The organism is Thalassococcus halodurans (genome assembly GCF_900108225.1).
GTDB classification, from domain to species: domain Bacteria; phylum Pseudomonadota; class Alphaproteobacteria; order Rhodobacterales; family Rhodobacteraceae; genus Thalassococcus; species Thalassococcus halodurans.
Genome location: NZ_FNUZ01000002.1, coordinates 928,060 through 948,454 on the forward strand (window position 1 = coordinate 928,060; position 20,395 = coordinate 948,454).

Here is a 20,395-nt window from a genome sequence, read left to right on the forward strand (position 1 = left end):
GCCGGACGCAGAAATGCGTCCGGTTTGCTGCACGCATATGACAGACACATCGCAAAACATCCTCGAGGTGCGCAACCTCTCGAAATCCTATGGGGCTTTGCAGGTCACGAACAACGTATCGATGACCCTGAAACACGGCGAAGCGCTTGGGATCATTGGCCCGAACGGTGCTGGAAAATCCACGCTGTTCAACCTGATCGCAGGCACCCAGCCTGTGAACGAAGGCCAGATCATTCTGTCTGGTCAAGACGTTACCAAAAGCACACCCGCCCTTCGCTGTCGCATGGGCGTTGGGCGCACCTACCAGATTCCCAAACCCTTCAACGGCATGACAGTTTTGGAAAACCTGCTGGTCGCCGCCACCAATGGCGGGGCGCTTAGCCTGCCGGATGCCACAGACAAAAGCCTCGAAATCCTCGAGGATCTGGGATTGGGCGATCTTGCCGATGTCCCAGCCAGTCAGCTGCGCCTTCTGGATCGCAAACGCCTTGAAATGGCCCGCGCGCTGGCGACGGAACCATCGCTGTTACTGCTGGACGAAATCGCAGGCGGCCTGACAGAGGACGAATGCGAAACGCTGGTGCAGACCATCAACAACATCCGCGCATCCGGCACGTCGATCATCTGGATCGAACACGTCGTGCACGCATTGTTGGCCGTGGTCGATCGGCTGGTGGTCATCAACTTCGGCGCGGTTTTGGCCGAAGGCGACCCACAAGAAACGTTCAATTCGAAGGACGTGCAGGAAATCTATCTGGGGATCGAAGCATGACAGATTTGCTGACCGCCTCGTCGCTTGACGCCTTCTACGGTGATTTTCAGGCGCTATTCGGCGTGAATTTTCGCATCAGCGAAGGCGAAAGCGTCGCTCTGATCGGGGCCAATGGCGCTGGGAAATCGACATTCCTCAAGGTGCTGACTGGGCTTCTGCCCGTTCCGGGGCAATCCCTGACTTTCGACGGCACCGACCTGACACAACATCCCGCGCACGAAATCGCCAAGCTTGGCATTGCCATGTCTCCTGAAGGCCGCAGGCTGTTCCCGTCACTTAGCGTGCGTGAAAACCTGTTGCTGGGGGCCACAGTGGCCCGCGAAGGCCCATGGAACCTGCAAGCGGTCGAAGACCTGTTCCCCATTCTGACGGAAAAGGCCAACACGCCTTCGACACTTCTTTCGGGTGGCCAACAGCAGATGGTCGCGATTGGCCGTGCGCTGATGGCAAACCCGAAAATCCTGTTGCTGGACGAGGTCAGCCTTGGCCTGGCCCCCGTCATCATCCGCGACATCTATAGCGCGCTGCCCCGCATCCGCGAAAACGGCACGTCCGTCATTCTGGTTGAACAGGACATCGGACAGGCCGTCGCCGTTTCGGACAGGCTCTATTGCCTGCAAGAGGGCCGGATCAGCCTTGAGGGCCCATCGGCCACGCTGGACCGCGCAGACATTTCCGCAGCCTACTTTGGCCGCAAGAAGGAGCACGCGTGATGGAGTGGATCAACGCTATCCTACAAGGCATTTTGCTTGGGGGGCTTTACGCGCTGTTCGCGGCGGGTCTTTCCCTGATGTTCGGCATCATGCGCTTTGTGAATCTGGCCCACGGTGATTTCATCATCGCAGCCGCCTTCCTGACACTGGTGTTCGTGGATCTGACCGGACTAAGCCCGCTTTGGGCCATTGTGCCGATTGTCCCTGCCATGATGGTTGCCGGTTACATTGGTCAAAGAGTGGTCCTTAACCGGCTGTCCGGAAAAGACCTTTTGCCATCCATCCTTGTGACGTTCGGTCTGTCGGTGATCCTGCAGAACCTGATGCTGGAAACCTTCTCAGCCGACAGCCGCCGCGTCAGCGCGGGGGCGCTTGACACCGCTGCGATCCCGCTTGGCGGCGGTTTGGCCGTCGGGGTGATCCCACTGTTGCTGTTCGTCTCGGCCATCGCGGTCATCGCCCTGTTGAACTGGATTTTTGCACATACTGCTGTTGGCCGCCAACTGCGGGCGACATCGGATGATCCCGAAACTGTCAGCCTGATGGGCATCAACAAAAAGCACCTCTTCGCCATTGCCATGTCCCTGGCTTCCGGCGTCGTTGCCTTGGCCGGTGTTTTGCTGGCGGTCAAAACCAACTTTGATCCTGCCGCGGGCCCTGTCCGTCTGCTCTTTGCATTCGAGGCGGTGATTATCGGCGGCTTGGGATCGCTCTGGGGCACTTTGGCGGGTGGCGTCATCCTTGGGGTGGCTCAGGGTCTGGGTGCGAAAATCGATCCCGGAATGCAAATTCTTGCAGGGCACATCGTGTTCCTGATCATCCTTGTTCTGCGCCCTCAGGGCCTGTTCCCCAAGCAGCGGGGTTAAGCAAATGTCGACACAAAACATGTTCCGTCTCGGCCTTTTCGCACTTATCATCGGCGCGCTTCTGCTGGGTCCCTACTGGGCCAGCCGCGGCACCATGCGCCTGCTGATCGAGGTGTTCTATTTCCTCGCGCTTGCACAAATCTGGAACCTGCTTGCAGGCTACTCGGGTCTGATTTCGGTCGGCCAGCAGGCCTTCGTTGGCTTGGGTGGATACCTGATCTTCTCGCTGGCGATGTTTGCTGGCGTGCCTGTTCTTGTCGGACTTCCCTTGGCAGGCCTTCTGACCGCGCTGATCGCATGGCCCACAGCCTTTGTCGCCTTCCGCCTGTCGGGCCCCTATTTTGCCATCGGCACTTGGGTCATCGCCGAGGTCTACCGACTGGTCTTTGCCCAAATCCCTGCCCTTGGAGGCGGCAGCGGCATTTCCCTGCCCGCTAACATCGTCAAAGCGATGGCATCCAGCAGATCGGCGCGGGAAAGCATGACCTACTGGATCGCTTTGGGCATCATGCTGGCGGTTGTCTTGGGCATCTGGGCTTTGATGCGATCGCGCGTTGGCCTGTCGCTGTCTGCCATGCGCGACGACGATGAAGCAGCCATCAGCGTGGGCGTCGAAACCCGCAAGCTGAAGTTCCTGATCTACATAGTGACAGCAGGCATCACCGGCCTGATCGGAGCGCTGATCTTCCTGCAAAAACTGCGCGTGACACCTGATGCGGCTTTCTCGGTCAACGAATGGTCCGTGCTGGTGATCTTCATCGTGGTGATCGGTGGCATCGGCACGCTAGAGGGACCGATCCTTGGCATCATCCTGTTCTTTGTATTGCGCGAATTTCTGGCCGATCTGGGATCGTGGTACATGGTTATCCTCGGCACGGTTTCCGTGGTGATCATCCTTGTAGAACCGAAAGGACTCTGGGGTCTGATCCAGCGTTGGAAACCAGTGTCACTGTTCCCTGTGACGCGCCGAAGCGACGGCTGACGAGCCTCCGCACAACCCGATACCGAACCGCAGGCCAAATCACCCTTGGCCTGCGGTTTTTCGGCGTTGTTTTCTGGTCTTCCCAAGGCATCCGCAGTACACTGCCGATCCCTTCAAAGACAGAAGTCAACCATCATGAAAAATCCCAAAAACCACTTTAAAGCGTCCATTTTGTCGGGCGCTCATCAGCTTGGCATGTGGAATTCAATCGGGGGCAACACCGTTGCCGAACTGTTGGGCGGGGCCGGCTACGACTGGGTCCTGATCGATTGTGAACACTCAGCCATCGAAACCGTCGAAGTGCTGCCTGCGCTTCAAGCATTGGCCGCCGTGCCCGAGGTATCTGCGACTGCCCGTGTGGCCGGAAACGACCCTGTCCTGATCAAACGTATGCTGGACATGGGCGTGCAGACGCTGATGGTGCCGTTCGTACAATCCGCAGAAGAAGCACAGGCTGCCGTTGATGCGATGCGCTATGGCCCGCGCGGCATTCGCGGCATGGCCGGCATGACCCGCGCCACCCGCTACGGCAAGATCAAGGATTATTACACAACAGCCGAAGAGGATCTGTGCCTGATCGTTCAGGTCGAAACCGTGGCCGGTATGGACGCGCTGGAAGACATTGCAAATATCGACGGTGTCGATGCAGTATTCATCGGCCCCTCTGACCTAAGCGCAAGCATGGGCCACCCCGGTCAGGTGAACCACCCTGAAGTGGTCGCCGCGATCGAGAATGGGATCGAACGCCTTCAGGCGGTGAACGTCCCTGCCGGTGTGATGGCGCTGGATGTGGATATGGCCAAGCATTTCATGGCCAAAGGCGCGCTGTTTACCGCTGTGGGCGTTGATCTGGTGATACTCGCACAGGCCGTAGCAAATCTGCGCGAACAGTTCGACTGATTAGCTTTGGCCCGATAAACGGGCAAAACATTCGGCCATACGCCCCTCATCGGGCGTGTGGCCAGTGATCAAATCAAACGCAAAGACCGCTTGATAAAGCGCCATACCGCCACCGTTGAACGCCTGTAGGCCGCGCGCGCGGGCTGCTTGCAACAACGCGGTGTTCATCGGAAAATAGACTATATCCGCCACCCACGCGTCGTCCGGCAGGTTCGCTGGATCAAACGCCATTCCCGGATATGATTTCATGCCCAAGGGTGTTGCATTCACAGCGCCCGACATGGCCTTCAATTCGATATCGCTGCCGGACACAGCCTGCACTTGCGCGGTGGGCCGGACCTCTTTCAAGCGGGTGACCAATGCCTCGGCGCGGGACAGATCGACGTCCACGATGCTTAGGTCGGCGCCTTCGTCAAGCAGAGCCAACGACGTCGCGGTACCAGCGCCCCCTGCCCCGAACTGCGCGACAGGTTTCCCAGCCAAGGCTACACCTGTCCGCCGCATCGCTTCGCGGAAACCGGAATAGTCTGTGGTATGCCCCACCCGTTTCCCATCGCGGAATACGACAGTGTTGACGGTGTTCAGATCCTGCGCAGGTCCTTCCAGATGATCCAGATAGGTGCCCACCTCGGTCTTGTGCGGATGCGTGACGTTCACACCTGCCAGACCACTGGCCTCGGCATGATCCAGAATGTCCGGCAGGCTCATGCCCGACCAAGGCGCCTCGCCCGTGTCAAAGCGCTGATAGGTGTAGTCAAAGCCAAGGGCGCGGCCCTCGGCCTCGTGCATCGCGGGGGTCAGGGATTGCCCAATCCCATGCCCGATCAATCCGGCCTTCATCCCGCGTATCCAAACAGACGCGGCAGGAAAAGGACAAGATCGGGGAACAGGATTAGGACAATCAGTGCCAATAGCAATACGCCCAAGAACGCCCAGACTTCGCTAATGATGTCGCGCAGTTTAATGCCTGTGACCGCGTTGATGACAAACAGCAGAATGCCATAGGGCGGTGTGATCAGGCCGATCATCGAGTTCACGACAACAAGAACACCGAAGTGCACCAGATCAATCCCAAGCGCCTTACAGGCGGGGATGAACAGCGGCACGATGACCAGAATGATCGTCGTCGCATCCAGCACACAGCCCAACAGCAGGATCAAAACGTTGATCAGCAGCAGGAACATCAGCGGATGCATGTCGATGCCCGTCAGGTAGGCCGACACCATGCCCGGAATGTTTTCGGAGACCACGATAAAGTTCAGGATCAGCGCGCCACCGATGACCACCCCGACAGACGCAGAGGCCCGCGCGCTTTCCACGAAGATGCTGTACAGCCCCTTAAGCGACAAAGCGCGATAGAAAATACCAGACAACAACAGCGCGTAAAGCGCGGCCACGGCGGCGGCTTCGGTCGGCGTGGTAACACCGCCGTAGATGCCGTAAAGCAGGATCACCGGCATCAGCAGCGCCGGGAAAGCGTTAGCTGTGACCTTGGGCAACTGGCGCAGGGGCACGGGCTCTTCCAATGCGAAACCACGCTTGTGGGCCAGATAGGTGTTCATAGCCATCAGAACGGCACCCATCACAAGACCGGGCACGATGCCCGCCAGAAACAGCGCGCCGATGGATGCGTTAGATACCAGCGCATACAGCACCATCGGGATCGACGGCGGAATGATCGGGCCGATGGTGGCCGAGGCCGCCGTGATCGCCGCAGCATACCCGCCGCTATAGCGACCATCCTTAGTCATCATCTCGATAATGATTTTACCGATGCCTGCCGCATCCGCGACCGCAGAGCCAGACATGCCGGAAAAAATCAGCGATGCGACCACGTTTACATGGCCCAGCCCCCCACGGAACCGGCCAACGGCTGCAACGCAGAAGTTCAGAAGCCGTTCGGAAATTGTCCCCGCGTTCATGATGTTGGCGGCCACGATGAACAGCGGCACCGCCAGTAGTACAAAGCTTTTGTACAAACCCTGCAGAATCTTTTCGCCCGTCAGCGCAAGGTCCATACCGGCCATGCCCAGATAGACCAGTGACGCCAGCATGATCGAATAGCCGATAGGTGTCCCGATGCCTGCCAGCCCGAACAGGGTAATCAGGCAGAGCGCAAGTTCCATACTCATACCACTTCATCCCCTTCTTGGATGGCCGGCGGTTCGTGATCGTGTCCGGGAAGTTCGTGGTCCGTCTCGGGCGGTCCGTTGCGCAGCACACCGACAAAGCGCCAAATGTAGCGCGCAGCTACGACCAACATGAACATCGCGTAGATCGAAAAGATGGTGCGCATCGGAATTTTATTTCCGTCCAACGGGTTACGGACCGTTGTTGTTTTGCGCATCTTCATCCAGTCGATGTAATCCCACGTGGGCAGAAACGCATACAGCATGCCCGTAGCAATGGCCGCAGCCGAGATCAGGGCCAGCACTTTCTGCACGCGGCGCGGGGCTGATAGATAGAAGATATCAAAGGTCACATGATCGTTTTCGCGCACCAGAAAGGCGCAGCCGAAAAACACGATCCAGACCCAAAGGATCAAACACAGTTCAAGCGTCCAGCCGAAGGGTGTCTTCAGCACATAGCGCGAAAAAATTTGTAGAAGGAAGGTAATGAACATCGCCGCCAAGAAGCTGGCAGCGATGGCTTCGGTGCCGTGTCGGAACCAAGTTGAAATCGTTTTCATCATGTCCCCCGTCAGCACAGGTGTGGCCCCTGAAACGGGGCCACTAAGTCGTGATCAGATCAGTTGCCCAGAGCGTTGATGCGCTCGAGAACACCTTCCGGCCAGGATGCGGCGACTTCGCTGCCAGCATACTGTGCCTGCACGTGTGTGCGGAAGGCTTCCAGATCGGGGGTGTAGATTTCTACGCCCTGGCTGCGAATGAAGTCAGCCAGGTTGTTTTCCAGATCCAGCTGCTTCAGACGACCCCAAGCGGCAGCCGCGTCTGCGGCGCGCTGCACGGTGATCTGCTGATCAGGTGTCAGTTCGTCCCAAACCGCCTTCGAGAACGCGATGTAGTTCAGGTCGACAAGGTGCGACGTCAGCGCGATCTGCTTGGTCACTTCGTAGAATTTCTTGTCCACGACTGTTGGCAGCGGGTTGTCCTGACCGTCAACAGCGCCTGTCGCCAGACCTGTGTAAACCTCGTTGAAGGCCATCGGTGTCGGGGAGGCCCCCAGAGCGGAACCCAGGAACTGCCATGCATCTGTGCCCGGCATACGCAGGTTCACGCCAGCAAGGTCTGCCGGTGTCTGCACATCAACCTCTTCGCGCGTCTGGCGCAGGTTCACGTGACGACGACCCAGATACATAACCGACAGCAGCTTTACGCCCAGCTCATCCTCGGCCTTCTGCTTGAACGGGTCCATCAGCGGGTCGTTGAAGACACGAACCTGATGCGCGGCGTCCTGATGGACGTAACCTGTCGCAAAGATCGAGAACTCGGGGAAGAACTGAGCCATTTCCTGCGCGGACGCGATGGACATGGTCAGGTTGCCGCGGCTGATCGCCTCAAGCTCGGTGCCCTGTGCGAACAGAGTGCCGTTGTAGCCCGGCTGGTAGTCAGCGAAGTCTGCGACCATCGGCGCGAAAACGTTCGCCAGAGCAGCGGAACGCTGGTCAGTCTCGGAACCGGCTGTTGCCATGGTGAAAGTCATTTTGTCCGCCGCCAAAGCGGGACCAAGGGACCCTGCAAGCATCGTTGCGGAAAGTGCTGCGCCAAGCGCGGCACGACGTGTCAGTTTGAAGTCCATTTCATCCTCCCTGGACGTTTTAAATCCTCTTGTGGCGAACATGTTTGCTTGGTCACCGCAGCTTTGCAAGATATTTTTAAAAATATCAGATATTTTTGCTAAACGTTCGAATTCTCAGAATCCACCACGGTCGATCCTGACAGTTTCGCTGGTTTGCGCCGCACGCTGAATGGCCTCTACGAGCAATAAGCTCTTTGTTGCTTCCTCGCCGGAAACCAAGGGCTTAGCGGATTTTTGGATGACCTGAACAAAGTGGTCGACTTGTTTAACCAACGGGTTTTCGGGATCAACGCCACGCGTTTCAACGCCCAACGGGTGCCACCAATGCCGTGGATTTTCGCCGTAACTCCACAGATTCATATCCGGAATAGACAATGATCCGTGCGACCCTCCGACAAGATAGCAGCTTTCAGGCTGTGGAGGATAGGCCGGATTTTCGCGGGCTGTAAGCTCCCAACTCCACGGAGACACGATGCTATCGGACACGGTGATGGTTCCAATCGCCCCCGATTCGAACTCAAGCAGCGCGCTGGCGACGTCTTCATTTTGATAGCCACGCAAAGATGGGCTGGCCACCGCGCGGACCGTTTTGACATCTCCGCACAGGTAGCGGAGCAGATCGATGTCGTGGACCAAATTGACTGCGATGGGCCCTGCCCCGGGCTTCTTGCGCCAGTCGGCCTCATCGAAATAACTGTCGGGTTTGTAGAGCCAGCACATCGCCTGAACCGCGCGGATGTCACCGATCTGTCCTGCGTCGATTGCGGCCTTGGCGGATTGCATCAAGGGACTGTGGCGGCGGTGATGTCCCACGATCAATGGCACATCCTGTTGTTTCGCACGCTCCACCAAGGCCCATGCATCGCTTGACCGCGTGGCAATCGGCTTTTCTATCAACATCGGAATGCCCAGTTCGACGCACTGCAAACCCTGTTCAACATGCAGTGTGTTCGGCGTCGCCAGAAGAATGCCGTCCGCGCCGCCCGCCGCGAAGAACTGATCAAGATCGGCGAAAACCTTTGCGCCCAAATCCGCGCCAGCCTTCTGGCCAGCATCACTGGGGTCAATCACCGCACCCAGTTCCGCATGGTCGCTTTCTGCGATGGCTTTGGCGTGCTGACGGCCGATCAGCCCGAACCCCGCAATCGCAAGGCGCGTCTTCGTCTTCATATTCAGATGTCCTCCCGACGTGCATCAAAGTGCCCGCATTTCCCCGACACCGACAGAAATCTGTGTCGCCTCCGCTAAAATAATATATGATATTCTTAAGTGTACCATATTTTATTTATTCGCATGGCCGGTTGTCGTTACACAGAAATATCAGGTATTTAAGCTAATCTACGGAAACCACGGCTTGGGAGGGCTGTATGACTGTCGGATCAACGATCTATCAGACGATCAAGCATGACATCATTTTCGGCGCCCTGAAGCCGGGCGAAAAGCTCAAACTCGACATGCTGAAAAAGCGTTATGACGCCAGCCTGTCGACCCTGCGGGAAACCCTGAACCGTCTGGCAAGTGAAGGCTTTGTCGACGCGCCCGAACAGCGCGGCTTTTATGTGCACCCCATTTCGGTGGATGACCTGCGCGAGATCGCGAACCTACGCGTTCTGCTGGAATGCCATGCTTTGGATCTGTCGCTGCAAAAGGGCGACACGGAATGGGAAGGCAACCTAGTTGCCGCCCACCACAAGCTTTACCGGATGGAGCAGGAAAGACTGGCGGGCAACCAGACCAAGACTGAGGACTGGAAGCGATACGATTGGGAATTCCACTTTGCCATGATCGCAGCCTGCGATTCAAAGAACCTGTTGGATCTGCACGCCACAATCTTTGACAAATACCTGCGTTATCAGATGTTGGTCCTGACCTACCGTGGCGAAGTTGCCATGCGCGAACATAAGGCAATGCTTGATTCCGCGCTGAGCCGAGATGCCGAACTGACCAAAAAGCTACTTGCGCAGCACGTGGAAAACGGCCTGATCCACTGTCTTGAAGCGATGGACGAACAGGAACTGATCCCGCAACGCTAATCCCACCCTACAAACAAAAACCCCGCGCTTTCGGCGCGGGGTTTTGTGTTTTTTAGCGTCCGATGGACCACCAGCCTTTGCGTTTTGGCTTCGGCTTTTCTTCGGCCACCGGTTCAGCCGGGGCGGGTTCCGGCGCAGGGGCTTCGGCCTCGGCAGTCACCAGCTCGGCAGACTCTGCAACGGTTTCTGCTACCTCAACCGCTTCCGGTACCGGCGTCGGTTCAACCACCGCATCTTCCAGCGCTTCGGGTGTGGCCGAGGATGTGTCCTTCACCTCAGGAACAGCCGGATCAGGTTCTGCCGGTGCTTCCGCCAGCTTTTCATCAACCGGTGTCGGGGCAGCTGCCTCTTCCTCGGCTGCCGGCTCTGCGGCCGCCGGTTCTTCGACCTTTTTCTTGCGCGGGCTACGTCGACGCTTGGGCTTTTCAGCCGGAGCTTCTTCTGTTGCCGCCTCTTCTTTCGGAGCCTCATCCGCAGGTGCGTCAGCTTCTTTCACTTCGCCATCCGCTGCCTCTTCAGTCTTAGGCTCTGGCTTTTTGCGGGTGCGGCGACGGCGCTTGGGCTTTTCTTCGGCCTCGGCGTCGGGCGTGGTCTCTTCTGCGGCAGGCGCGTCTTCCGAAGCGTCCGTTTTCGCCTCGTCAGCCGCGCTGTCCTTGGACTTTTCCGAACCGTTATCTTCGGTATCAGTCGACTCGTTGTTGTCGGACTGGCCGTCTTCACCTTCGGTCTGGTTGGTCTTTTTCTTCCGCCGGCGACGACGACGACGCTTGGGCTTTTCTTCTGTCTCGGCTTCGTTTTCGACTTCGGCGTTCAGCTCTTCTGCTTCTTCCTCTTCGGCATCGATGTCTTCCATCAATGCCATCGAGGCCGACACAACAGGTGCTGTCGGTTCAGGAACGACGCGTGTCGCTGTCTTGAACTTCTCCATCGTGAAGTCAGGGCTGACCAGATGCGGGTCACCTTCGATGCGGACGGACAAGCCATAGCGCGCTTCGATCTGGATGATGTGTTCACGCTTCTGGTTCATGATGAAGTTGGCAATGGCCACAGGAGCCTTGACCAGAACCTCACGCGACCGGTTGCGCGTGCCCTCTTCTTCGATCTGACGCAGAACCTGCAACGCCATGTTGTCGTCCGAACGGATCAGACCGGTACCATGACACGACGGGCACGGCTGTGTCGTCGCTTCGATCATGCCGGGGCGCAGACGCTGTCGCGACATTTCCAACAGGCCGAAACCAGAGATGCGGCCCACCTGAATACGGGCGCGGTCTGTTTTCAGCTTGTCTTTCAGGCGCTTTTCAACGGCGGTGTTGTTCTTGCGCTCGTCCATATCGATGAAGTCGATGACGATCAGACCGGCAAGGTCGCGCAGACGCAACTGGCGCGCCACTTCTTCGGCGGCCTCAAGGTTGGTCTTAAGCGCGGTTTCCTCGATCGAGCCTTCTTTCGTGGCGCGACCCGAGTTCACGTCGATCGCCACAAGCGCTTCGGTCACGCCGATCACGATGTAGCCACCGGATTTCAGCTGGACCGTCGGGTTGAACATGCCACCAAGGTAGCTTTCCACCTGATAACGCGCAAAAAGCGGCAGCGAATCCGAGTAGTGCTTCACGTTCTTTGCGTGGGACGGCATGATCATTTTCATGAAGTCCTTGGCCGTGCGGTAGCCGCGTTCACCTTCGACAAACACTTCGTCGATGTCGCGGTTGTACAGGTCACGGATCGACCGTTTGATCAGGTCGCCTTCTTCATAGATCTTGGCCGGTGCAATCGATTGCAGCGTCAGTTCGCGGATCTGTTCCCACAGACGCTGAAGGTATTCGTAGTCGCGCTTGATCTCGGTCTTGGTGCGCTTGGCGCCCGCAGTCCGGATGATCAGGCCCGCACCCTTCGGCACGTCGATGGATGTGGCGATTTCTTTCAGTTTGGAACGGTCGGCCGCGTTGGTGATCTTGCGGCTGATACCACCACCACGAGCGGTGTTCGGCATCAAGACGCAGTAACGGCCAGCAAGGCTGAGGTAGGTTGTCAGGGCCGCGCCTTTGTTGCCACGCTCTTCCTTGACGACCTGCACCAGCATGATCTGGCGAACCTTGACCACTTCCTGGATTTTGTAACGACGCGCACGCGCCTTGCGAGGCGGGCGGATTTCTTCCTGCGTGTCGTCATCAGCGACAGACTCGATGCTGTCGTCGTCGGCAACTTTTACCTTCGGCTCATCATCTTCGTCTTCGTCGGACTCTGCCTCGTCAGAAGCACTGTCATCAGCGGACGTGTCCTCGTCGGATGCCTCGGTCTCATCTGCTGCGCCAGCCGCATCAGAAGTCTCCGCCCCGGCAGACGGCTCAGCCGCCTCTTCCGTCGGCGCATTCGCAGACACCTCGGCATCCGCCGCAGTGTCCTGTGCCGCGTCGTCGGCAACAACCTGATCCACAGGCTGCGCGTCAGCCACAGCGAGGCTGTCGTTGTCGCCGTCGCTGTCGTCATCAAGATCGATGGTTTCCATACCAGTGATCTGCGACGGTTCTGTCGACACGACCGCATCAGTGGTTGTGGTCTTTTCCGCTTTGGATTTCGACCGGCGCGACCGCGAACGGCGCGATTTGGGCTTGGGGTTGTCTTCTTCCTCGGCCTCGCGCTGTGCGGCGGCCTCTTCCTCGTCCATCAGGGCCTGACGGTCTGCGACAGGGATCTGATAGTAATCGGGGTGGATTTCAGAAAACGCCAAGAAACCATGACGGTTGCCGCCATAGTCTACGAAAGCTGCCTGAAGTGAAGGTTCAACCCGTGTTACTTTTGCGAGGTAGATGTTTCCTGCAAGCTGACGCTTGCTGTTAGATTCAAAGTCGAATTCCTCAACCTTGTTTCCGTCGACCACCACGACGCGGGTTTCTTCCGCGTGGGTGGCATCGATAAGCATTTTCTTTGCCATTGTATCCAGTTGCACGTCAAATTGCCGCCCTCCCTCGTAAGGAAAGCGTCGATTTGGTGTGTCTTGTCAGGGCGAAAGACAGCGCTCGGGCACGGGCGGATGTGTGATCCGCTCCTGTCTGCCTCATGTACTTAGCGCGCGTCATCGCGGTTCTTCTCCGACGCATCCGTAACCTGTCTGGTGACGTAGCGCCCATTAATGGCCCTTCGCTTGGTAGCGGTCAGGGCAATTTTCGTTGGCCTATCAGGCCGCTATCGGTCCTAAGGGCGTGTCCAGCTTTCATGTCTGGCGCTGCGCCCTTCGGCGAATTCTTTGGGCTGAAGCCACACAGATGCGACTAGCCTAGCGAAGAGTGTACGCTGACCGACACGCAAAACACAATGGGCAATTGTTTGCGCAACCGAAAACATCGACGCGAAAAAGCGCCAGACGAGGCCCGGCGCTTCCAAAGGTTAATAAAGGGTAAAGAAATTAGCCCATCGCACGCAGACGTTTGAACAAACTGGACGTATCCCAACGCCCGCCGCCCATCTTCTGCACGTCCTTATAGAACTGATCTACCAGAGCGGTCACAGGCAGCGACGCGCCGTTGTCATCGGCGGCATCCAGACAGATGCCCAGATCCTTGCGCATCCAGTCAACAGCAAACCCGTGTTCGAAATGGTCGTCCAGCATGGTTTCATACCGGTTGGACATTTGCCACGATCCTGCGGCGCCCTGACTGATCACCTCCACCACTGCACGGCCATCCAGCCCCGCCTTTTCGGCAAAGTGCAGTGCCTCGGACAGGCCCTGAACCAGACCCGCAATCGCGATCTGGTTGCACATCTTGGTGCGCTGGCCCGCGCCGCTTTCGCCAATGCGGCGGCACAGCTTGGCATAGGCATCAATCACGGGCTCGGCGCGATCATAGGCATCCTGATCACCGCCACACATCACAGACAACTGACCATTTTCGGCCCCGGCCTGCCCGCCCGAGATCGGCGCATCCACAAAGGAAATACCTGACTTCTTCGCTGCATCATAAAGCTCGACCGTAACCGCATCGGACACTGTGGTGTGGTCGACGAAAACCGTACCTTCGCCCATTCCCGCAAACGCACCGTCGTCACCAACGCAGACAGACCGAAGATCATCGTCGTTACCAACGCAGGACATGACAAACTCGGCGCCTTCGACTGCGGCACGCGGCGTTTCGGCGAACCCTCCGCCGAATTCCGCCGACCATTTCTGTGCTTTGGCGGTTGTCCGGTTATAAACGGTGACATCATGCCCCGCCTTTGCCAGATGTCCGGCCATCGGGTATCCCATAACCCCAAGTCCCAAAAACGCGAGCTTTGCCATGATTTCCTCCTTTGCGGACCTATTCTTTGACCGCAGTTGTGGCCGCCCCGCGCAACCTTGGCAAGGCCAGTCATTCCCGTTACTTCGCTAGAAAGGGAAGATGGGCCATGACACGCGCAGGTCCAGAAAAAGGATTTTCAGGATGTCCATGGTATTCCGCTGGCTTGTACGACTGACCGCTTTCGCCATTGCCTTGGCCGCGCTGGCTGCGTTTGGCGTCTATTATCTGGCGTCGCGATCCCTGCCTGAATACGACAAGACGCTGACCGTCAGTGGCATCACCGCCGATGTCGAAATCATCCGCGACAATTCCGGCGTCCCGCACATCCAAGCCGCGGCGGATCGCGACGTGTTCTTTGGCCTCGGCTATGCCCACGCCCAAGACCGCCTTTGGCAGATGACCCTGATGCGCCGGACCGCGCAGGGGCGTTTGTCTGAATTGTTTGGCACGCGCACTGTTGAAACCGACAAGCTTTTGCGCCGGTTCGATCTTTATACGCTGGCCCGCGCATCCGTGTCCCATCAAGATGCCCGCACGCTGGACGCGCTTGAAAGTTATGCCGCTGGCGTGAACGCCCGCATTGACGAAATCAATCGCGACAGCCTTGGACGCGGCGCGCCCGAATTTTTCCTGTTTGATCCAACCCTATCGCCATGGGTGCCCGCAGACTCGCTGGCGATCATCAAGCTGATGGCCCTGCAGCTGTCCGGCCATCTGTCAGAGGAAGTGCTGCGCGCCCGCACATCCCTTGCGCTGGATGACGAGCGCAGGCTTTCCGACATTCTGCCGGATGTTCCCGGCGCAGGCACTGCCGCCCTGCCCGACTACGCCAGCCTCGCCCCTGGTGCGATGCGCTACGCTGAACTGCCTGACCTTGGCGGCGACATGTTAATGCCCGTCGCCCCGCGCGGACTAGCAGGCGCATCCAACGCATGGGCCGCCGCGCCAAACCGGTCGGCCAATGGCGGCACTCTTCTGGCGAACGATCCGCACCTTGGGTTTTCGGCACCCGCAATCTGGTATCTGGCGCAGTTGAACCTGACATCCGGCAGCGTCATCGGCGGAACCATCCCCGGTGTTCCCGCCGTCATGATCGGCCGAAGCGAAACGCTAGGCTGGGGTCTAACGTCTTCCTATCTAGATGATCAGGACCTGTTCCTTGAACAGCTGAACCCGGACAACCCCGAGGAATACCGGACTCCGACCGGCTGGAAGCAGTTCGAAACTCGCAAATCGATCATCAACATCAAAGATGCAGCCCCGGTCACCGTGACACTGCGCTGGACCGACAACGGCCCCGTCCTGCCCGCCACACAATTCGATATCGGCACCATCACCCCCAGCGGGCATGTCATGTCGCTCGGCTGGACAGCCCTTTCCGCGCGCGACACGTCGATGTCTGCGGCCATCGCCCTGATGGATGCCAAATCCGTGGACGAAGCCGTGGCTGTTTCATCGGCCTACATGGCCCCATCCCAGAACCTGACCCTGATCGACAAAGACAAAATCGCGATGCAAACCGTCGGGCAGATGCCCCGTCGGGACGCAAACCATCAAAGCCAGGGCCGGATGCCTGCGCCGGGTTGGATCGCCGAGAACCGCTGGCAGGGCATGCTGCCTTATGCGTCGAACCCGTCCTTTATTGCGCCGCGCGGCGGTATCGTCGGCAACACCAACAATAAAACCGTCGATCGCCCCTTCCCGCTGCATGTCAGCTTTGAATGGGGCGACACGCAGCGCATTGAACGCTGGAAAACCTTGATGCAGGGCCGCGAGGTGCACACCCGCGAAAGCTTTATCGAGGCGCAACTTGATACGGTTTCCTTTGCGGCACGTTCGCTTCTGCCTTTGGTCGGCAAAGACCTGTGGTTCACCGGCGAGGCAGCACCCGAAGGCACGCCTGAACGCCGCCGGTCGCAGGCCCTGTCCATGCTGGCCAACTGGAACGGCGAAATGAGCGAACACTTGCCCGAACCGCTGATCTATTCGGCGTGGATGCGCGCCCTGCAAGATCGGCTGATCCGCGACGATATCGGACCGCTTGCTGACAAATACCGCCACGTCGAACCGCTGTTCATCGAACGTGTGTTCCGCAACATCAACGGCGCTTCCGCCTGGTGTGACATCAAGCAATCCAGCGCCGTCGAAGGCTGCACGGATATTGCCCGCCTTGCGCTGGATGACGCGCTGATCTGGATCGGCGAAACCTATGGCACCACGCTGGAATCCTTGCGCTGGGGGGACGCCCACCAAGCGACGCACGATCATCAGGTCTTGGGCGAGGTTCCCGTGTTGAAGTATTTCACCAACATCCGGCAATCCACATCCGGCGGGGATTTCACCCTGCTGCGCGGTAAAACCAGCGGCAAACCCGAAGCACCTTTCCTGAACGTGCATGGCGCAGGGTATCGTGGCGTCTATGATTTTGCCGATCCGGACAGTTCGGTTTTTGTAATTTCAACAGGCCAGTCCGGCCATTTCCTGTCGCGCCATTATGACGATCTGGGTCAGCTTTGGCGCCGCGGTGAGTACATTCCCATGTCGCTGGACAATGATCTGGCGCGGGCGGCGTCCGTCGGGATCACCCGCCTGACATTGGAATAAATCCCGAAACAGAAAGCCTTCCCATCAGGACTGGGATTTTAAGGCAACATTAATTGGATTGGATTTACATCACAGTTGAACAATATGTAGTCACCGAGGTACAGTCATAATGATTAAAGATATTATTATTCAATTTCCCGGATACTATAAATTGCAAAACACTGCGAATAGAACCACCTGCAGTCGCTGCCGCGAAGAACATTGGCAAAGCGAACAAGCGTGCCCGCGTTGCGGAAAGACCCGCACCTGGATCGATAAACACATTCCCACAGCGGTTTATCCGCTGGCGGCGCTGGCTGTTTTGATGCTGTACAGGCTGGTTTTTGTTTAGTCCAATCGACTACAAGCTGTCGAACTTGGCAGCATCCGTAGGCGACCAGCGTACCAAAAGATCATAGCCATCTTCAGTCTGCTTTTCTTCCGAAACCAAACCTTTTTCGAACAACCACGCTCTTTTCCGACCATCTTCATAGCTCAGCAGCAGGCGTTCTTCGCGAATGCCTTCTGCCAGCTTTGTGGCAACGTCTTCCAGGAACGCATCAAGCCCCTGCCCTGTGATCGCAGACGCAACAAAGGTATCGTCCTGACGGGACGCCCGAAGCTGAAGCGCCTCGGCCTCGTCCGGATCGACGTTGTCGATCTTGTTCCACAACTCGATTTGCGGTGTTTCGTCCGTAATACCCAAAGAGGCCAGAATATCACGGACGTCTTTCGCCTGTTCTTCGGACTCTGAATGGCTGATGTCACGCACATGCACGATGATATCCGCAGCCAGCACCTCTTCCAGCGTGGCGCGGAAGGCCGCGACCAGTTCAGTCGGCAGGTCGGAAATAAAACCAACGGTGTCTGACAAAATAACCTCTGGGCCAGAGGACAGCTTCACCGCCCGCATGGTTGGGTCCAGCGTTGCGAACAGCATATCCTTGGCCATCACCTCGGCACCGGTCAACCGGTTGAAAAGCGTGGATTTACCGGCGTTGGTATAGCCGACCAGCGCGACAATCGGGAACGGCACCTTCGCCCGTGCCTTGCGGTGCAATTCACGGGTTTTCACGACCTTCTCAAGCTGGCGACGTAAACGGACAAGCTGTTCGTCAATGGCGCGGCGGTCAGCCTCGATCTGGGTTTCACCCGGACCGCCGACAAAGCCCAATCCGCCCCGCTGACGTTCAAGGTGGGTCCAAGCGCGCACCAGTCGCGTCCGCTGATAGGAGAGTGCGGCCATCTCGACCTGAAGAACACCTTCCCGCGTCGCCGCCCGATCCGAGAAAATCTCGAGGATCAAACCGGTACGGTCGAGCAGCTTAACGCCCCACGCCTTTTCCAGATTACGCTGTTGAACAGGCGTCACAGGACCATCGATCAAAACCAGTTCGATCTCGTCCCTTTCCAGCTGCTGTTTCAGCTCTTCGATTTTACCAGACCCGAACAGCATGCCCGGATGGGGCTTGGGCAATGGCACAACGGTGCCGCCCAAAACCTCTAGCCCCGGCAAAGCCAGGGCCAAGGACAAAGCCTCTTCCAAAGCGCCATGCGCTTCACGGCGGTCACGATCTGATTTGATGTCGGGATGCAGAACCCAAGCGCGGGTGTCTGGCGTTTCCGTCTCGGTGAAGCCCAATTATTCCCCGTCGCCGTCGTACAGGTTGATCGGCTGCGCAGGCATTATTGTGCTAATCGCGTGTTTATAAACCAGCTGAGACTGGCCATCGCGGCGCAGAAGGACGCAGAAATTATCAAACCAAGTGATCACGCCCTGCAATTTCACGCCGTTGATCAGGAATACTGTGACCGGCACCTTGGTTTTGCGGACATGGTTCAGAAATGCATCTTGAAGGTTTTGACGGTCGGAAGCCATTGAAAAAGCCTTTATTCTTGTATGCGCCATCGTAAGCGCGCCCTCGTTCAAAAGAGTATGTATTGCTCGCTCAGGAACTTCCAGAGGAAATCAACACCCTTTTTCAAGCCTGTTGCATGAGATCAATCGCGCCACAACTCGGGCGTGACCATAACCACGATGGCCAGCACTTCAAGTCGGCCAAGGATCATTCCTGCACAAAAAAACAATTTTGCCGATAGGTCGAGCTGCGACAAGGACAGCGATACCTCGGCGGCAAGGTTCACGACAGGGCCTGTGTTGGTCAGCGCCGCGACCGCCATAACGAAGGACGGCTCGAACGTAACGCCCGAGGCAGCAAAGGCCATAACCAGCCCCGACAGGGTCAAAGCAAAGATCATAAAAAAGACCCAAGCGATAAACGCACCTTCCCTGCGGGTGCGCCGCGTCAACAGGCCGGACCGTCCAACGGAACTCGGGTGGATCAACCGTTCCAGTTCACGCCGACCGTTTAGATACAGGATGAACACGCGCAGAAGTTTTACCCCGCCTGCAGTCGTCGCAACCCCGCCGCCAGTGATCGCCAAGCCCATCAGAATCAAACCCGGCGTTCCCAAACCGGACCAACTGCGCGCCGCCGACCAGTCGGCGCTTTCGAAACCAGCCGTGGTCAGGAAAGACAGCGTTGTGAAAATGGCTCCCCAAAGCGCCTGAAGACCGACGATCGGCGTATCGCTGACAGCAACTTCGAACGACGCGATCCAATGGCGTGTAAACAGGATAATCGGCACGATGGTGACGATCATCGCCCCCATTCTGAATTCAGGATCGTACCAGATCCCCTGACGCCGCGCGGCGCTGGTGTCGTTCGAAAACGTCAGGCGAGTCAAAGCGAACAGCAGAAACAGGAAGATCAGCATTTCGCCCAAACGCCCCGATCCGCTTTCTGCCAACCCGTTGATCGGCGAAATCCCCGACGTCGCCATGGTAGACATGGCATGCATCAACGCGATGAACGGTGTGTCGCCTAGTGCCATCAGCATGACCCACAAAGACGCAGTCAGGCCCACGTAGACCGGGATCAGGCTGGCACAGGCGCGCGCCAGACGCTGGCGCGGATCGGCATAGTCGCGCCGCGCCGCGCCGGTGGCAAAGGTTTGGCCCGGCTCTGAGGCTGCCGTCACCTCGAACCCGCCCAAGGTCAGTGGCGCAAGGATCGCCGCCGCAGAAATCCACAACAGCAAACCGCCCTGCCATCCGACCAATCCACGCCAAAGGTGCTCTGCAGGATCAAGCCGATCGGGCGCAAACAAGGTGGCCCCTGTGGTCGTCATGGACGACACCATTTCGAAATAGGCGTTCACGAATGTCGTATTCCGCACCGCTTCCTGAAACGGCATCGCCAGAAAGGCGGGCAGCACCAGATAGGCCACCAACAGCCCCAGCAATTGGCGAAGCGGGTTTTTGTTATGCTCGCGCCCCATCTGCGCCAAAGACACGAACAGGACAAAGATCATGCCCATCAGGCCCGCATAAAAGAACGTCCGCGCATCGTGGAAGTGTTCAAGTGCCAAGGCGTAGATCGCCGGCACCCACATCGAAAGCGACGCAACGCCTCCGAGCAAAAGCAAAAGTGGAAGTTCGACGAG

The 20,395-nt window shown here is 57.9% G+C and carries 18 protein-coding genes; 8 read left to right on the forward strand and 10 right to left on the reverse strand.

Annotation, left to right across the window (positions count from 1 at the left end; all coding sequences use genetic code 11):
- Positions 1 to 13 precede the first annotated feature (13 nt).
- From C4S59_RS09490 to C4S59_RS09510, 5 genes are all read left to right on the forward strand, one after another.
- A complete protein-coding gene (locus C4S59_RS09490) occupies positions 14 to 772 on the forward strand; it encodes an ABC transporter ATP-binding protein (protein WP_234994725.1) in 759 nt (252 codons plus the stop codon).
- Positions 769 to 1,485 (forward strand): ABC transporter ATP-binding protein, encoded by a 717-nt coding sequence (locus C4S59_RS09495; RefSeq protein WP_103910197.1) that lies wholly within the window; start codon positions 769 to 771, stop codon positions 1,483 to 1,485. Before C4S59_RS09490 ends, C4S59_RS09495 begins: the two co-directional genes overlap by 4 nt.
- A complete protein-coding gene (locus tag C4S59_RS09500; RefSeq protein WP_103910198.1) occupies positions 1,485 to 2,351 on the forward strand; it encodes a branched-chain amino acid ABC transporter permease in 867 nt (288 codons plus the stop codon). The genes C4S59_RS09495 and C4S59_RS09500 overlap by 1 nt, the downstream gene beginning before the upstream one ends.
- Before the next feature lie 4 nt (positions 2,352 to 2,355).
- Complete coding sequence (locus C4S59_RS09505) at positions 2,356 to 3,333, forward strand: branched-chain amino acid ABC transporter permease (protein WP_103910199.1); 978 nt, start codon at positions 2,356 to 2,358, stop codon at positions 3,331 to 3,333.
- A gap of 135 nt (positions 3,334 to 3,468) precedes the next feature.
- Entirely contained in the window at positions 3,469 to 4,233 is a 765-nt protein-coding gene (locus C4S59_RS09510) for an HpcH/HpaI aldolase family protein (protein ID WP_103910200.1), read from the forward strand.
- Here the strand turns inward: C4S59_RS09510 and C4S59_RS09515 are convergent, their stop codons facing one another.
- The 5 genes from C4S59_RS09515 to C4S59_RS09535 all read right to left on the reverse strand — a co-directional run bounded on the left by C4S59_RS09515 (position 4,234) and on the right by C4S59_RS09535 (position 9,162).
- Complete coding sequence (locus C4S59_RS09515) at positions 4,234 to 5,073, reverse strand: shikimate dehydrogenase (protein ID WP_103910201.1); 840 nt, start codon at positions 5,071 to 5,073, stop codon at positions 4,234 to 4,236.
- The gene (locus C4S59_RS09520; protein ID WP_103910202.1) at positions 5,070 to 6,365 is read right to left on the reverse strand and encodes a TRAP transporter large permease; all 1,296 of its coding nucleotides are present in this window, start codon (positions 6,363 to 6,365) and stop codon (positions 5,070 to 5,072) included. Before C4S59_RS09520 ends, C4S59_RS09515 begins: the two co-directional genes overlap by 4 nt.
- Complete coding sequence (locus C4S59_RS09525) at positions 6,362 to 6,922, reverse strand: TRAP transporter small permease (protein WP_103910354.1); 561 nt, start codon at positions 6,920 to 6,922, stop codon at positions 6,362 to 6,364. The genes C4S59_RS09520 and C4S59_RS09525 overlap by 4 nt, the downstream gene beginning before the upstream one ends.
- A gap of 59 nt (positions 6,923 to 6,981) precedes the next feature.
- Positions 6,982 to 7,992, reverse strand: coding sequence for a TRAP transporter substrate-binding protein DctP (gene dctP, locus C4S59_RS09530; RefSeq protein WP_103910203.1), 1,011 nt, complete (start codon positions 7,990 to 7,992; stop codon positions 6,982 to 6,984).
- Positions 7,993 to 8,106: 114 nt separating this feature from the next.
- A complete protein-coding gene (locus tag C4S59_RS09535) occupies positions 8,107 to 9,162 on the reverse strand; it encodes a Gfo/Idh/MocA family protein (protein ID WP_103910204.1) in 1,056 nt (351 codons plus the stop codon).
- Positions 9,163 to 9,359: 197 nt separating this feature from the next.
- On the opposite strand from C4S59_RS09535, the gene C4S59_RS09540 reads away from it, so the two are divergent.
- Positions 9,360 to 10,025, forward strand: a complete 666-nt coding sequence (locus tag C4S59_RS09540; protein ID WP_103910205.1) for a GntR family transcriptional regulator — start codon at positions 9,360 to 9,362, stop codon at positions 10,023 to 10,025.
- Between the two features lie 52 nt (positions 10,026 to 10,077).
- Here C4S59_RS09540 and C4S59_RS09545 read toward each other — a convergent pair whose 3' ends face one another.
- Positions 10,078 to 12,960, reverse strand: a complete 2,883-nt coding sequence (locus tag C4S59_RS09545) for an Rne/Rng family ribonuclease (RefSeq protein ID WP_103910206.1) — start codon at positions 12,958 to 12,960, stop codon at positions 10,078 to 10,080.
- Between the two features lie 471 nt (positions 12,961 to 13,431).
- Complete coding sequence (locus tag C4S59_RS09550) at positions 13,432 to 14,304, reverse strand: NAD(P)-dependent oxidoreductase (protein ID WP_103910207.1); 873 nt, start codon at positions 14,302 to 14,304, stop codon at positions 13,432 to 13,434.
- A 142-nt stretch (positions 14,305 to 14,446) separates the two neighbouring features.
- On the opposite strand from C4S59_RS09550, the gene C4S59_RS09555 reads away from it, so the two are divergent.
- Entirely contained in the window at positions 14,447 to 16,909 is a 2,463-nt protein-coding gene (locus C4S59_RS09555) for a penicillin acylase family protein (protein WP_103910208.1), read from the forward strand.
- A gap of 109 nt (positions 16,910 to 17,018) precedes the next feature.
- Entirely contained in the window at positions 17,019 to 17,240 is a 222-nt protein-coding gene (locus C4S59_RS09560; RefSeq protein WP_103910209.1) for a hypothetical protein, read from the forward strand.
- Between the two features lie 9 nt (positions 17,241 to 17,249).
- On the opposite strand, the gene hflX is transcribed toward C4S59_RS09560, so the two are convergent.
- From hflX to C4S59_RS09575, 3 genes are all read right to left on the reverse strand, one after another.
- On the reverse strand, positions 17,250 to 18,530 hold the full coding sequence (gene hflX / locus C4S59_RS09565; RefSeq protein WP_103910210.1) for a GTPase HflX: 1,281 nt from the start codon (positions 18,528 to 18,530) through the stop codon (positions 17,250 to 17,252).
- Positions 18,531 to 18,767: an RNA chaperone Hfq gene (gene hfq / locus C4S59_RS09570; protein WP_103910211.1), complete on the reverse strand. Its 237-nt coding sequence runs from the start codon at positions 18,765 to 18,767 to the stop codon at positions 18,531 to 18,533. It lies immediately after the preceding gene.
- Positions 18,768 to 18,889: 122 nt separating this feature from the next.
- The gene (locus C4S59_RS09575) at positions 18,890 to 20,377 is read right to left on the reverse strand and encodes a TrkH family potassium uptake protein (RefSeq protein ID WP_327346235.1); all 1,488 of its coding nucleotides are present in this window, start codon (positions 20,375 to 20,377) and stop codon (positions 18,890 to 18,892) included.
- Between the last annotated feature and the right edge of the window lie 18 nt (positions 20,378 to 20,395).